12 protein-coding genes are annotated in these 14,187 nt (G+C 60.0%); all 12 read right to left on the bottom strand.

What is annotated here, in order from left to right; genetic code table 11:
- Window positions 1–19: 19 nt before the first annotated feature.
- Complete coding sequence (locus AC5P8Y_RS07155) at window positions 20–583, bottom strand: HAD family hydrolase (protein ID WP_049397552.1); 564 nt, start codon at window positions 581–583, stop codon at window positions 20–22.
- Entirely contained in the window at window positions 580–2,487 is a 1,908-nt protein-coding gene (locus tag AC5P8Y_RS07150; RefSeq protein WP_111188254.1) for a lysylphosphatidylglycerol synthase transmembrane domain-containing protein, read from the bottom strand. The genes AC5P8Y_RS07155 and AC5P8Y_RS07150 overlap by 4 nt, the downstream gene beginning before the upstream one ends.
- Window positions 2,484–3,218 (bottom strand): glycosyltransferase family protein, encoded by a 735-nt coding sequence (locus tag AC5P8Y_RS07145; protein ID WP_049402806.1) that lies wholly within the window; start codon window positions 3,216–3,218, stop codon window positions 2,484–2,486. The genes AC5P8Y_RS07150 and AC5P8Y_RS07145 overlap by 4 nt, the downstream gene beginning before the upstream one ends.
- A 7-nt stretch (window positions 3,219–3,225) precedes the next feature.
- Entirely contained in the window at window positions 3,226–4,020 is a 795-nt protein-coding gene (locus AC5P8Y_RS07140) for a glycosyltransferase family 2 protein (protein ID WP_033835588.1), read from the bottom strand.
- Window positions 4,010–4,444 carry a GtrA family protein gene (locus tag AC5P8Y_RS07135; RefSeq protein WP_495201879.1) on the bottom strand — a complete coding sequence of 145 codons (435 nt, stop codon included), beginning with the start codon at window positions 4,442–4,444 and terminating at the stop codon, window positions 4,010–4,012. The genes AC5P8Y_RS07140 and AC5P8Y_RS07135 overlap by 11 nt, the downstream gene beginning before the upstream one ends.
- Window positions 4,444–6,306: a hypothetical protein gene (locus AC5P8Y_RS07130; protein ID WP_049402807.1), complete on the bottom strand. Its 1,863-nt coding sequence runs from the start codon at window positions 6,304–6,306 to the stop codon at window positions 4,444–4,446. Before AC5P8Y_RS07130 ends, AC5P8Y_RS07135 begins: the two co-directional genes overlap by 1 nt.
- 178 nt (window positions 6,307–6,484) lie before the next feature.
- Window positions 6,485–6,853 carry a hypothetical protein gene (locus AC5P8Y_RS07125; protein ID WP_051188019.1) on the bottom strand — a complete coding sequence of 123 codons (369 nt, stop codon included), beginning with the start codon at window positions 6,851–6,853 and terminating at the stop codon, window positions 6,485–6,487.
- 53 nt (window positions 6,854–6,906) lie between these two features.
- On the bottom strand, window positions 6,907–8,199 hold the full coding sequence (locus tag AC5P8Y_RS07120; protein ID WP_033835934.1) for a glycosyltransferase family 4 protein: 1,293 nt from the start codon (window positions 8,197–8,199) through the stop codon (window positions 6,907–6,909).
- Entirely contained in the window at window positions 8,196–11,360 is a 3,165-nt protein-coding gene (locus AC5P8Y_RS07115) for a class I SAM-dependent methyltransferase (protein ID WP_053091559.1), read from the bottom strand. The genes AC5P8Y_RS07120 and AC5P8Y_RS07115 overlap by 4 nt, the downstream gene beginning before the upstream one ends.
- Window positions 11,357–11,935, bottom strand: coding sequence for a CatB-related O-acetyltransferase (locus tag AC5P8Y_RS07110; RefSeq protein ID WP_033835933.1), 579 nt, complete (start codon window positions 11,933–11,935; stop codon window positions 11,357–11,359). Before AC5P8Y_RS07110 ends, AC5P8Y_RS07115 begins: the two co-directional genes overlap by 4 nt.
- Window positions 11,932–13,335, bottom strand: coding sequence for an ABC transporter ATP-binding protein (locus AC5P8Y_RS07105; RefSeq protein WP_049397550.1), 1,404 nt, complete (start codon window positions 13,333–13,335; stop codon window positions 11,932–11,934). The genes AC5P8Y_RS07110 and AC5P8Y_RS07105 overlap by 4 nt, the downstream gene beginning before the upstream one ends.
- Entirely contained in the window at window positions 13,325–14,155 is an 831-nt protein-coding gene (locus tag AC5P8Y_RS07100; RefSeq protein WP_080240930.1) for an ABC transporter permease, read from the bottom strand. The genes AC5P8Y_RS07105 and AC5P8Y_RS07100 overlap by 11 nt, the downstream gene beginning before the upstream one ends.
- Between the last annotated feature and the right edge of the window lie 32 nt (window positions 14,156–14,187).

Genomic DNA, 14,187 nt, shown 5'->3' with positions numbered 1-14,187 from the left:
CTTGGCCACTCGCTCCCAATCAGGGGCGAGTGGCCCATTCGACCTTCCACACCTGGGCGCCAAACGCACGTGCGGCTGCAAGGCCCACGTCAGAGTCCTCGAACACCACGCACTCGTCGGCGCTTACTCCGAGCAATTGCGCAGCGCGCTGGAAAGGCTCTGGATCCGGCTTCTGCTTCTCAACGTCAGCGCTGGTCACCACCACCGAGAACAGGTCGTCAAGACCCTTCGCCTGCAGCAGCGGACCGACTGAACCCGGCGATGCCGCGGTCACCAGTGCGATACTCACGCGCGGTCGTAGCAGCCGCAGCGTTTCGACCAGCGCTTCATTGACACGAACCTGCGACGCCATGCCTGCATACAGACGGCGTTTGCGTTCAGCCACGCGTTCATGCACGCAAGGATGTCCTGGAAGCACCGACTGCAGCATGAGCCGCCACGCCAGGCGACCCACGGTCCGCTCCAGTGTGGCGTGATCGTAGGGCAGCCCCTCTTCGTCGAGCGCGAGGCGGTAGGCCGCCAGATTGACGGCGTGCGTGTCGACCAAGGTCCCATCGAGATCGACGAGGACGGCCCTGATCATGACGGGCGCGCCGGATAGGCGATCTGGAACTCGCGCACCAACAGGCAAAGGCCCCCGAAGAAAGCGAGGCCGGCCTCACGGTTCGCGCGCAACTGATAAGGAATCAAGCGCAGATAGTTGACCAGCTCATGCAGGTATACCTGCTGCATTCCATCGGCTCCGAGGCGCTGGGTAAGCCCGTCCACCACATGGCGATAGACACTCTCGTACTGGAAAGAACGATGCAACCCAACTGTCAGCCTGTTGCCAACGAGGCTGGCGCGGGGTGCTTTGTGCAACGCCTCGTAGCCCAGATGCAGGGACTGCATCAGCTTGGCAAAGTCGATCAACGGAGACTGGAAGCCATTGACTGGATTGGGATCGATCAGGAACCAGCGCCCAGGCTCCAGTACGGTGCCCTCGAGCATGATGTTCTCGATAGTAAGGTCGCCATGAATGCTGGACTGCCGACGGTCCGTCAGTCGACCGATGAACGCTTCGGGGTCCTCCATCATTTCCAGCTGGGCCAGGTCGAAAGGCTCGCCGTTGAGCTCAATCCAGCCCATATCGAGTATGTCCTGGAACTCCGCGCGAATGGTGCGATAGTTCGCCACCACCTTGGTGGCAATGTAATCGGCCACTACCGCATCCGACGCAGGTTCGCAGGCGCTGATGGCATGGAAGCTGGACATCCGCTCGATGACGTCGTCCAGCAAGGCCATGGACATGTTGACCGGCTCGGAGTGAATACCCTCATACAGGTCGCGGCTTCCTCCTATGAACGCCATGTCATAGAAATAGTCTTCGCCATCGGCACGGGTTTCGATAATGTCCACCAGCGGAAGATCGCCGCGATAATTCTGCAACCATTCACGCTGGATGCGCAGCTTGGCTCCAAGCGCACCCGTCGCGAACTTGCGGACACGCAGCGTCCCGGCAACTTCCACCAGCGCAGTGACGGCACCAGATCCACCGTGGAAGATCCGGTGCACGAGAACGTCATCGATTCCGCGCTGCTCGAACTCGGAAAGCAAGCCGCCGCGTCCACGATAGTGCCTATCCAGAAACGCATTGTATTGGCCAAGCGAACTGAACGTCTGCGATCTCGACCTCAACTGACCTCCGCCGTAGGCCTCAAGCCTGCTGATCGCGCGCAGGCCACCACGCAGACCTGCCAACGCATTGAATCCCGACAGGTAGGCGTACACCAGGATGATCGGCACCGGCAGAATCAGGTAAGCCAGCAACCACGGGCTCTTCAACACAGCAAGGGATGCCGGCTGGCCTTGAGTGGTATCTCCGTAGACCGCAAGGAAGGTGGTGGCAACGTCTTGATCTGCACCCATGGAGAACAACGCCAGCGACGCAAGCGCCGCTCCCCACATCGCGACGGTCAACGCCCAGAAGCGCCCACGCGCAAGCAGTGACGGCTGCAGCAGCAACTGTGTCACCAGATAGCAGAAATGCAGGATCGCGCTCTTCAGGCTGTCGTTGAACAGCGACGCCAACATCAACAGGGCGCGACGTGATGCAGCGGAACACAACAGCAACACGAAAAACGCGCCCAGCGCGAACAATGTGACCAGCGAACCCAGCACCAGCTGCGGGGCAGCCGGCCAGCCGGGCAGCACCACGAGAAGCAGAACGAGTATGGCCAGATCGATCAGGCGCTCAACGAAGACTGTCGCCAGGACCGTGGAAAACCGCGTTCGCACGGTATAGGACAGCAGTCCAGTTCTGACAAGCTCGCCCAGCCGCAGGGGCAGCAATGCATTGATGAGGTAGCCAACGCTGAGTGCCGCGAGCGGGCGCGTATTGGACACTTCCACCCCGGACCGGGAAAGGATGACCCGCCAGCGAATGGTTCGGACAATATGCGAGAAAAGCAACAGCAACACAGCTGCGACAAAAAAGCCCGGTTTCATTCCAGCGGCCCTTCCAGCCGCTGCAGCTCTTCGCTCCGGAGAAGCGCCTCGCGATACTCTTCCGGCGTACCAAACGGAATATGAGAGTCCAGATCGAAGCCGCGCACTTCGCCTCCGGATGCCACGATGTCATTGTACAGACCGCTGACGAACAGCTCCGGATAGGGACAGGTGCGCTCATACGAGCGTGCCGCCGTTTCGATCAGGTGCATGCTGCGGAAACCATACAGGCCGGCGATGGCACGGTCACTGATTGCGACCTTCTCCGCAGTACGCTGCAGTCGCCCCTCCGCATCGTAAGCTGCGAAGGAGAAGTGCGGAGTTGTCGAACGAAAATGGGAAAGGAAGCCATCAGCCCCCCGCTCCAGCGCAGTGATCGCCTGCTTCAGGCGCGAGTAGGAGAACGCGTGGTCGCAGTCGTTGACCAGCACCGGCCCCTCACCCGCCAGGGCCCCGACCTTCAGCACAGTTTCCAAGGCCCCGGAGGTAACCTCAGGGATGGCCAGCACCTGTGCGTCAGGAAAGTATCTCTTGACCTGCGCGTCGATGCCGAAGCCATCGATATGCTCCTGCAGCACCACGAACACCAAACGCGCATGCGGAAGCTCGCGTAGCACGCTGCGGGTCGCCCAGTAGAAGAACGGCTTGCCGCCCAACTGGATCATTGGCTTGGGCAAGGGCTCACCCTGCTGGGCGAACCGTGAACCACGGCCGGCCATCGGCATGATCATGCACGCATCAGTCATTGGCCACCACCTTCCATGAGTAACGGGAGATCACCCGCTGCCGATGCTCGGCAGACGGGAAGGACGAGCGGGCAATCATCGCTCTCAATGCGATGCCCAGCGTCTGGAAAGATTGACGAACCAGTTTGACATTGGAGACCTGGTCGTCTTCGCGCCAAGAAATAGGCATGAACCTTATCCGATCCCCGCGAATGACCTGCGCGCAGAGCATCACGCAGTTGAATGTGAGGTTATCCGGGTAGCGCAAGACCTCATTGATCCGCAGGCGATTCACCCGATACATGTTGAGGCCGGCTCCCAGATCGTGGATACGTCGGCGCAGGCACAGGGAATAGATCGCGTTGAAGACGAAGTTGCCAAAAATCCGGAACCGTGAATAGCCCGGCGAATGCGACCCGGCCATGAAACGGCTTCCGAGGACCGCGTCAACGTCGAGTGCATCGGGGCGCTCAAGCACACTCCGGAAGTCTGCGATGGTGCCTTGATCGTCCCCATGCAATACGACCACCCAGTCGAAGCCGTGCTCAAGTGCATACTGGAAAGCAACCTTGTGCGAACCGCCAAGACCGTAGTTGGCATCGTTGGTCACCAGGGAAATATAGGCATCGCCGCGCTTACGCGCATGCTCTGCGACAACGTGCCGTGTTGCGTCGGTACTGCCATTGTCAACGACGATCACCTGTGACACGCAAGAGCGCACCCAGCCATCTTCCAGCTGTGCCAGTACGCGTAGGACTTGCCGCTCGCAGTTGTAAGCCGGCACAAACACCAATGTCCTATTGCTCATCTGCCTTTTTCCCTGAGATCCAGCGGGTAACAAAAAAATTGCACGCCAACGAGAGAGGCGTCACCAGTATCTTGGCGGCAATTGCCGCCGTCGTTGACTGCAGCGTGTACGCGGAGGAGAGATGGAGTGCGATCGCCTCAATCGCCGCCGCCGACAGCAGAATATTCACCTCAGTGTAGAAGAAGTAACCCAGAATCGGCTTCACACCGCGGCGCGCTCCATCGAACAGCAGCACCCTCGACACCACGAACACCGCCATCGCCGCCGTCGTCGCGCTGACGAGATTGGCCAGCCCAGGCGGCAAGGCCAGTGCATGGACAAGTCCAAAGAACAGGCACATGTCCAAACACCAGCCGAAGCCGGAGAACAGCACAAAGCCGAGCGCGAGCCGGGCTTCCTGCCACGCCGGCCAAGGCAGTTTCATCAGTTGCTCTCCAGGGGCTTATCCACACCAAGCGGTTCAGGATCCTCCGGAATCGCGCTCAACGTCTCCGCAGGAATCGCCTGGACGTCCTTGGCTTCCAGTCCGGCCTCCTTCAACCACGCTCCGTCCGCGATCCAGCGACGCTTGCCGTTCTTGACATAGAACCATCCATCCTGACGGCTTCCGTCCAGCGGGGCCCGGCGCACGATCTGCCCATCGTAGAGATCAGCAGTGCGGGTGGCTCCACCGTTGGTCGCAATGGGTCCAGTGTCGGCGGTGATCGGGCTGGGATTCTCCGCAATGGTCGCCAGCTCGGCAGCACTGATCTGCACAACATCAGCCGTTGTCAGCCCCTGCGTTTCCAGCCACTTGCCATCCAGTATCCAACGCCGCTTGCCTTCGGACACATAGAACCATCCATCGTCCTTGCCGCCACTCTGCGCCGGACGGCGCACCACCTGGCCTTCGTAACGGATGGCCGCCGCCGAAGGAGGCCTGTCAAGATCATCCGACACAACCGCCGAAATCAACGGAAGGTCGGCATAGGCCCTGGTTTCCGTCGCCGCGCAGCGCGCAAGCAGCGCAGCAGTCAGTTCTTCCTTCGGCACTTCGGTTGAAAAGCCCTCAGGCGCAAATGGAATGAAGGCGCGGGGACCATCGCGCATCGCGGTTTCGCAGATGCTCTTGGTCCACGTTGGAACGGAGTGCCAATGCATGGATGGGCTGTTCAATTCGAACCGTCCGGCGGAGGTCGCCAGCAACGGAACTGCCAATGCAGCTGCGACCGCCTGCCCCCACCTGCTGCGACAGGCCGTCAGCACCAGGCTGGTGAAGAACAGCAGATTCAGTCCAGTGAAGTAGCGGTCCGGGAACGTACTGCTGTAACCATCAAAGATCGCCGACAAGCCGGATCGCATGACCAGCATGGCGGCCAGGTTGACCAGCGTCGCCCCCCAGAACAGGTACAAGGGATAACCCGCTGAAACTGCTGGCAGCTCTGCAGACCTGCGCGTCCGCCACAACTGCGCAGCTACCGCGACCACCACTGCCACCACGATGAGCAATACGGAGGCATCTGTCAGCGAAGAATAGAACCAGAAAACAATCGGATACAGGAGCGATCGGGCCATTGCGAACTCTACCCACGCCTCAACCTTGACCGGCATGGAGGCAGCGCCTGTATCGCTGAAGGTCTGACTGGTCAACATCAGCAACGGCAGCAGCGCGGTAAGCCCCACCAGCATGGCCGCGACCAGATCGCCACGACGGCGTTCATGCATGAATCTCAGCAACAGCAACCCGCAGGCTACGCCTGCCACACCGATCCCCACCGGGAATGTGAGTCCCGATATCAAGGAGAATACGAGGCCTATGGCGATACCTACACGACGGCGACTGCCGGGCAGGAACAATGGCAGCAGCAGCAGTGTCTGCAGATAGGGGAACATGAATCCCAGGTTGAGGATCCGCCCATAGATCTCATTCGCGTCTCCACCTACAGGCAGAAGCGCGATTGAAAGTACGATGGCGGCAACTCCCCAGAACGGAAGGTGGCCGCGGAATACGCGCACAGCCACCAGCACCATGCCCGCACTGAACATGTTAGACAACACGAACAACACAAGAGGCAGATAGTAGAGATTGCCCCCCAGGAATACGTCGATTACCCAGCTTGCAATCTGCAGAAATATGATGAAACCAACGATCGGAAAGACTCTGGTATCGAACGCAGTGTCATAGAAACCGCGGGTCAACAGATCCCCGAACCAGGTGCCATCCTCGGCATACAATGATGGATAGGTGATGGGGTCCAGATTCCGCAGGCAGAACAGCGTGAAAGCCGCAATGAAGAGCAACGTCATCCCGATCAGCCGGAGTGCGTTCTTGTTTTTTGTCAATGGACTCTTCATATCTGCCGCGCTGTTGAACTGAAACGAATAGTAAAAACCGAGGCCGACCGCCTCGGTGATTTTTCAAACGACCGCATGCTGGGGCCGGGAGCAGATCGTGCTCCCGGCCCCCAGAACAGCAGCAGACCCGTTACTGACCCAGCGGATTCGGATCCTCTGGAATCTGGGCAAGCTCGGCCGCGGGGATCTCGATTACTTCGGCCGGACTACGGCCGTGCTCGGCCAGCCAGGCGCCATTGCTGATCCACCGACGCTTGCCCTGCTCAACGAAGAACCAACCATCTTCTTTGCCACCGTCACTGGCAGGGCGGCGCACGATCTTGCCCTCGTACTTTTCAGCAACCGGGTTGGCAGCTGCCGGCGCAGGCTCCGCAGCCGGATTTTCCGCAGCTGGGGCCGGCTGGCCTTCGGCGGCCGCACGCTCAGCCGGAGACTTGCCGCATGCGGCAAGACCCAGCGCGATAGCCAGAACAACAACTCCATTCCTAATCTGATTCATCGAACCTGTTCCCCTTTGGATAGTGTTTTTCGAAAGCACTTGAATCGATCAACTCAGCGATTTGCCAACGCGTGGAACTGACTACCGATCGATGCAGCAGGCGGCGCGAAGACCGGCGCGTTCATGAAGCTGGCAACGCGGGCAAGGCTTTCATCCCAGCCCGAGCGCGCCTTCATTTCTTCCGCGGCAGTCCTGCGCATTCCCTCGAGGTTCGCATGGTTCTCCAGAGCGTAGACCAGCGTCTGCGCCAGGCAGTTTGCGGTGGGCGGTGAAAGCAGGCAATTGCTGCCATCGCGCAACAGCCACGTGTTGGCCTCGTTGTGGTTGGTAACCACGGTAGTACCGCAGGCCATCAACTCGAACGGCAGATACGAGGGATGCTTCGTCATCATCATGACGAAGCCCGCATGGCAACTGCGGTAGAGGTTACCGGTCTCACGATAGGGCAGAAGGCCCACGCTTTCCACCACCCCAACCAGATCGAATTCAGCCGGATCCCAGCCCGTACCCGCACAGATGATCTGCACGCGATCGCCCATTCGCGCCTTCACCTTGCGCAGCGCAGCAGCAGCAAGTTCGAACGCGTTGCGGGGCGTGCCCGGGCGCGCGTAGTAGAACAGGCGCTTCACTGATGCGTGGTCGTCGCGCTCACCCGCGCCCGGATGGAACACCGTCGTATCCACGCTTGGCTGCAGCAGCACCGCAGAACCACCGTACTGCTGCTCGTAGATTTCCTTGAGGGTCTGCGTGTTGCAGATGCCCAGGAAACCGAAGCTGTAGGTGAATTCAGCCTGTGCGTAAGTGCTGCCCGCCGGATAGAAGGCCGGTTCGAAGTCCTGCATCATGTAGAACTTCAACCCGGTGTTCTGCACACCCACCAGCACATAGGCGGTGGTCCACAGGGTCGCCACAGAATAGTCCGAAGGCGGTATCTGGGCGATCTTCTCGCCACTGTCGAGCACGATCACTTCCGAATTCGCCAGCCCCGGGAATGCCTTGCCCAGGCTTTCCTGCATGGCCACAGGATCGGCCTGGCCGCAGATCAGGAATCGCTGCTTCATCCCCGAGCTGCGGTGCAGACTCTCGGCCAGGCGGAGAATAGTCATCACCCCGCCATAGAATGGATTGTCGAAGTAAGGCAGATACCAGGCACAGACCCGTTGGGCAGGGTCGGCAGCAACCCGCTCGGGGTGCTGCTGCTGTTGCGACAGACTTGCCACATCGAGATCGATGATCTGGGCCAGGGCCAATGCATCGCTGGTGTAGCCCGCCCAGATGGAAGCATTGGCGGGGACGACACGATCACCACGGAGTGCGCGAACGGCCGAAAGAATCCTTTTTTTCATTTGTTGAGCCTCAGGGGACTGACTTGCCGGAACGCCGGATTGAAGTACGGGTCAGCTCGATACTTTTCGCCGTCGTTAGACCAGGCAGCCTGCGCGCCAGAAGGCATGTAGACCACAGCAAAGGGATCGATCAAGCCTCTTCCGCCGCCCGATTCGATGCTCCCAGTGCAGATACGCGTGAATGCCTGCTGCATTTCCACGTCTCCGCAAGGAAAACGTGACGCAGTTTGGAACTTCGTCATCTTAAACGCAATCGCGAACGGTGAAGCAGCCCGCATGTTTCGGTACCACTGCGCACCGCCAAACCAGCCATACTCGTGCGGATGTGCGCCGTGAAACAGTGGCGCACTGCTGCCGTCAGCGGCGACAACCCGCCCAGCCTCTTCCACTCGACCGTCCTCGCGGACCGCCAACGCGGAGGTCCAGGCGATATCCGGATGGTGGTGGACCCATCCCAGCAGTTCATTCAGCAATCCTTCCGACAAGCCTACAGCCCGGCCATCAATCATCACGACGCCCGCCGATGCAGCATCCAGCCAATCGGCCACGGCCAACCAGCTAAACGCATCCTGCCGGCGGAGCACGAACCGGCTGTCGGGCAGATTCGCAAATGCCTGCAGTTCGGCACTCGCCTCACCCACGTGAACAGCATGAATGTGCTTGATGCTGGAAAGGTCGGAGACCAGAAGAAGGTTCAGCGTATGCACGAGCTGTTGCGTGGTGCCGGTCTGGATGACAACCACCTCGGAAGCCGATGCAAGCGGCGGCCAGGAGATGTGGAACAACCCCTGATCGGTTCGCTTCACCTGCGCAGGCAGCCCGCGGCTTGCAAAATAGTTCTTCTGCGCGCGCAACTGGCCCATGATCGCGTACGGCTTGGTCTGCAGCCCGGATGCGGTCGACGTCGGCAGGATGCGCCAATGGTAGTGAATGGACGGGACATGCAGGATCCTGCGTGCCGCAGAAGTCACGCGGAAGAAAATGTCCCAATCCTGGGCGCCATCGGTTTCCTTGTTCCATGCACCTGCCTGGCGGACCACCGAGGTCCGCATGAGGTTCAGATGGGTCAGATAGTTGACCGAATGCAGCATCTCCGGACTCCACTGCGGCTTGAACAGTGCGTTCATCCGGCACGTCCCGTCAGCGTTGATGGAGTCCTTGTCCGAGTACAGGAAATCGACTTCGGCGCCCCCTTCCTGCATCGCCGCTACCATGTCGAACAGCGCCCAGGGCGTAATCGTATCGTCGTGATCGAGCAACGCCACGAACTCGCCCTCTGCGTGTTCGAGAGCGGCATTGGAGTTCTCTGAAATACCGCCGTTGGCGGCCAAGAGTATCGCCTTGTGCCGCGGGTCGGAGACACAGCGCTGCTTCAACCATTCCCATCCTTCCAGGTCGTCCACATCGGCCCATGCCAGGCAGGTTTCCCACTCACCGTAGGTCTGCAGTTCGACACTCTGCAGTGTCTCCTCCAGTACTTGGCGCGGAACCTTGTAGATCGGAATGATCAGCGACACCCGCGGGCGGTAGCTGAACGCCTGCGCGGCAGAGGCCTGCTCGGCCAATGCCTGCGGAGACAACTCGGTCACAGCGATGTAGTCGGCCAGATCCTGACAATCCGCACGCAGTGCAGGATTGAAACCTGCCTGCGGCCGGGTCAATGCAATTCCTTCGGCAGAGCGCTGCTGACGGCCCAATGCACGGGCATGACGCGCCTCAGCCTTGCGGATACCCCAGTTCAGCGCGCGCGCGCGCAAGCCTCCCTGAGCATTCCAACGCTGGTAGATCCGCTCAAAGGCGCGCCCTGCTTTGGCGCCAATCGTCTCAGACCGCTGCTGCGCCTGGTACAGATCCCGTGTCAGCGCAGCAATAAGATCGTCGCGGTCTTTGATGTCGCCGATCAGCCGCTGACGGCGAACGCCCACTTCCAGCAGCCCCTGCTCGCGCTCCCGCAAGCGCTGGGCCGACTCGCTTTCGTGCACTGCGATCGAACGCTGGTGGGCAGCGCGCTCCGCCTCAAGGCTGGCGATGATCGCAGCGCGCAATTCACGCTCGTGAGCGATCTCCGCTTCCATGGTGGCCCGAGCTGAAACCTGCTCCGCTTCAAGCGCAGCCAATGCCGTCACCGCTGCGCGACACTCGACCTGAGCGGCGATGGTCCGCTCACGCTCCTTGCCGAGTTCATGCGAGATCTCATCTACCTTCAGCCGCAGCACCTCCCGCTCTGATTCGGCACTCTCCAGTTCCGCCTCCAGTGCGGCGATGGCAGTTGCCAGTTCATGCCGCCCATGGGAGTCCTCGGCGGCGCTCTGCAGTGCCACCAGCTGCTCATTGGCGTGATGCAACTGTTGGCTTTTCTCGTTCACCGTGACGATGCTGCGCTCGTGCTCCGCGCGCACATAGGCAAGGTCGCCCTCAAGGTTGGCCACCTTGCCGCCAAGCACATGCACCTCGTTCTGCCACCAGTCCCTCGCGTAGGCCAGCGCCACGGCGTGGCCCAGCGCTGCGAACAGATGGGCAACGAGGTTGCGCTGATCGCCATCAAGCGTTCCGAGCCTCTTTACCCCTTCTGGAGCGTTCTCACCGACCACCAGGACACCCAGCCCATGAGAGTGGCTGAACTCAAAGGACGGGTACTGGGAAGAGAGCTCAGCCCACAGGCGCCAGACCCCGAAATCGCCCTGCCGCTCCTGCGTGTCATGGAACAGGACCACGGCACGGTCGGACAGCTTCGGCATCCAGCTTTCAAAGTCGTGACGTACCGCCTCGTAGGTATGCAGGCCATCAATATGCAGCAGATCGACACTGCCGTCGTCGAACTTTTCCAGTGCCTGATCAAACGTGCAGCGCAGCAGCTTGGAGAAATCGTTGTACTTTCCATCATGGTATTCACTCAGCCCTGCATGGACCGAGTTTCCATAGAACGCAGCGTGCTCATCGCCCTCCCACGTGTCCACGGCATACGCGCGCGTGCCAAGGCCCAGCTCCTGGATCGTCTGGCAGAAGCTGAGATAGGACGCGCCATAGTGGGTACCCAGCTCAACGAACATCGCCGGACGCAGTGCCTCGACTATCCAGCCAGCGAAGGGAATATGCCCGTGCCAGGCGCTCGGCGGCAGCTTCAACGGCCTGATGAAGGCAGAGTTGTTCAGTTCGATCATCGTCCGTTCTCCTGTTCTTCTTTGCTCTGCGCGCTGGCAATGAACTGCTCTACGGACCCACCGCAGAGCAATGGGACCATCTCGGAAATCTTTTCAAGCGGCCAGTTCCACCACTCGATCCGCTGCAGAGCCTGGATCTGGGCATCGTCGAAGCGGTAACGCACCACTCGGGCCGGATTGCCCACCACTACAGCGAAAGGCGGCACGTCCTTCGCCACAACAGCCCTCGCGCCGATGATGGCGCCATTGCCTACAGTCACTCCTGACATGATCGTGGCGCCATGTCCTATCCAGACGTCGTTGCCGATGCGGGTCGGGCCGCGCGTGGCCGGATGACCGTCGGCATGCGCATCCGGGTGGCCAAGCGCGATCCGCAAGGGAAACGTCGTGACCCACTGCGCGTTGTGCTCACCGCCGCCAAAGATCGCAACCTCGTCGGCAATGGAACAGAACGCACCAATGCTGATCGATTCATGCTCGGCCCATATGCGGAAGTTCGGGCTGCCATAGGTGAACCGACCGATCTGGATGCGCGGATCGTGAACCACCGTTTCAGGAATAAGGGAACCGGTCATGCGGACTCCCCGCTGGTGCCCAGCGACTTGACGGCCACACGCTCGAACGGGACGCCAACCAGGCCATAACGCAGCTTGGTCGATGCGACCTTTATCAGCACGGCATCGTGCAGCCAATGATGCTGGACATTGTCCCAGGGATTGCCTTCCGCGATCGAGACCGTCATCGAGTAGTCCCCGTCAGGCAGAAGCGGAATGGTGAAATCGAACTCGGCTTCCAGCGTTTCTCCTGCGGCCATGGAGCAAGGCTGAGGGACGTATGTATAGGTGTGCTCACCGAAAAGGGACTGCCCCAGGCGATCCTTGACGAAGAAACCGATAATGGTGCTTTCGAGTGCACGTACCGCCGACGCCCGTATCCGCAGCGTCACCTGTTCGCCGCCACGGAATACGTTCAGCGGGCTCAGACCACGGTCCAGCAGCTCGACCGATTCGATGCGGGCCGCCTCGGACGTCCAACCATCGGAATTGTGGATGTTGGAGAACAATGTGAGCTTGGTTTCTTCCTCAACCTGGCTTGCCTCCCTGCGCTCGGGAACCACCTGCTCCTTGGGTCGCTCGCCCTTGATGCTCTTCAGCTTTACTGCTTCGCCATAGACTTCCTGCGCGCAATACTCGATGTACTCAGTCACAACATCCTGCGCCGATGCATGCATGCGCACGTGACCCTTATCCAGCCAGATGGCGCGGTCACAGAAGTTCAGGACCGATCCGGTATCGTGGCTCACAAACAACAAGGTTCCACGCTCGCGGAACGAGCGCAGGAAGCGCATGCATTTCTGCACGAACACGCTGTCGCCAACAGCCAGCGCCTCGTCTACGATCATGATGTCGGCATCGACATGGGCAATTACCGCAAAGGCAAGCCTCACATACATGCCGCTTGAGTACACCTTCACCGGCTGGTTGACGAAATCACCGATATCGGCGAACGCAAGAATGTCCTCGTAGCGTTCGTCGATCTCCTGGCGCGTGAGGCCCAGCAGGGTGGCACTCATGTAGACGTTTTCGCGGCCGGTGAACTCAGGATTGAAGCCAGCACCCAGCTCAAGCAGTGCTGCTACGCGTCCGTGGATATGGGCACTTCCGGTCGTCGGCGTCAGCGTCCCGCAGATGAGCTGCAGAAGCGTTGATTTTCCCGCGCCGTTGCGGCCGACGATGCCGACAGCTTCCCCCCGACGCACGTCAAAGCTGACGTCCCGCAATGCCCAGTATTCGCGGAAATAGTCACGTCGTGCCCGACCCATAAGTCCCGAGACACGCGGAAGGATGAACTGTTTCAGTCGATCGCGCGGATGCTCATAGATCTGGTAAAGCTTGGAGAGCGACTCCACGTGGATGGCCACAGGCCGCTCTTGCGGCACCTGCACATTGCCCGTTGCATTGGCGTCAGAGGACATCTGCAAATCCTCGTCGGGTTTTCTGGTAGACATAGAAAGCTACGCTCAAAAGTACCAACGCAGCCGCCATCGTGATGAACCACCCTGAGAGCTCCGGAATTTCACCGAAAATCAGCAGCTTGCGCGCCTGCTCTACCGGGTAGGTGATGGGACTGAACCGGATCCAGGCGCGGAACTGCTCCGGCAGGCTCGAGGTGGGGTAGACGATGGGAGACAGGAAGAAGAGCACCGTAGTGATCATCACCGTCAGCTGGCCGATGTCCCGAAGATAGACACCGATGGCGGCGAAGAGATAGGTGAATGCCACCGTCATCAGCAGGAGGGGCAGCAGCAGCAACGGCAGCAGGAGAGCAGTCCAGGGCAGATACTGGACCATGGCGAACTGCACAACCAACAGCACGACAACGCTGATTGCAAGGTGGAAAAGCGCCGAGGCAACGGAAACCCATGGAAGGATTTCCAGCGGGAAGACAACCTTTTTCACGTAGCTGACATTGGACAGGATCAGGGACGGCGCGCGATTGATGCAATCGGCGAAGAACCCGTGAATCATCAAGCCAACGAACAGGATCAGGGCAAACTCACCCGTGGATTGCGCCGCACCACCTGCCCAGCGGACCTTGAATATCGAGGAAAACACCAGCGTATAGACCGCGAGCATCAATAGCGGATTGAAGAACGACCACGCAACTCCAGCCAAAGAACCACGATATCGGGCGATGACTTCACGCTTGGCCAATTGATAGATCAACGAACCGTGTTTTGCCAACGAGGCCAGAAGAGCGCCGGGCCCTGCTGATTGGGTATGCATGTCAGTCATGAATTCGTATTGGGTTCGCGCGGCCGACTTGA

Source organism: Stenotrophomonas sp. YJH_SMC_12-1 (genome assembly GCF_059370935.1).
This window is presented reverse-complemented; position numbering and strand designations above follow the sequence as displayed.

Coding starts and splice junctions, on each gene's coding strand:
- AC5P8Y_RS07155 (WP_049397552.1), bottom strand. CDS start 583: ATGATCAGGGCCGTCCTCGTCGATCTCGATGGGACCTTGGTCGACACG.
- AC5P8Y_RS07100 (WP_080240930.1), bottom strand. CDS start 14,155: ATGACTGACATGCATACCCAATCAGCAGGGCCCGGCGCTCTTCTGGCC.
- AC5P8Y_RS07145 (WP_049402806.1), bottom strand. CDS start 3,218: ATGATCATGCCGATGGCCGGCCGTGGTTCACGGTTCGCCCAGCAGGGT.
- AC5P8Y_RS07115 (WP_053091559.1), bottom strand. CDS start 11,360: ATGATCGAACTGAACAACTCTGCCTTCATCAGGCCGTTGAAGCTGCCG.
- AC5P8Y_RS07105 (WP_049397550.1), bottom strand. CDS start 13,335: ATGTCCTCTGACGCCAATGCAACGGGCAATGTGCAGGTGCCGCAAGAG.
- AC5P8Y_RS07130 (WP_049402807.1), bottom strand. CDS start 6,306: ATGACGTTGCTCTTCATTGCGGCTTTCACGCTGTTCTGCCTGCGGAAT.
- AC5P8Y_RS07125 (WP_051188019.1), bottom strand. CDS start 6,853: ATGAATCAGATTAGGAATGGAGTTGTTGTTCTGGCTATCGCGCTGGGT.
- AC5P8Y_RS07110 (WP_033835933.1), bottom strand. CDS start 11,935: ATGACCGGTTCCCTTATTCCTGAAACGGTGGTTCACGATCCGCGCATC.
- AC5P8Y_RS07150 (WP_111188254.1), bottom strand. CDS start 2,487: ATGAAACCGGGCTTTTTTGTCGCAGCTGTGTTGCTGTTGCTTTTCTCG.
- AC5P8Y_RS07120 (WP_033835934.1), bottom strand. CDS start 8,199: ATGAAAAAAAGGATTCTTTCGGCCGTTCGCGCACTCCGTGGTGATCGT.
- AC5P8Y_RS07135 (WP_495201879.1), bottom strand. CDS start 4,444: ATGAAACTGCCTTGGCCGGCGTGGCAGGAAGCCCGGCTCGCGCTCGGC.
- AC5P8Y_RS07140 (WP_033835588.1), bottom strand. CDS start 4,020: ATGAGCAATAGGACATTGGTGTTTGTGCCGGCTTACAACTGCGAGCGG.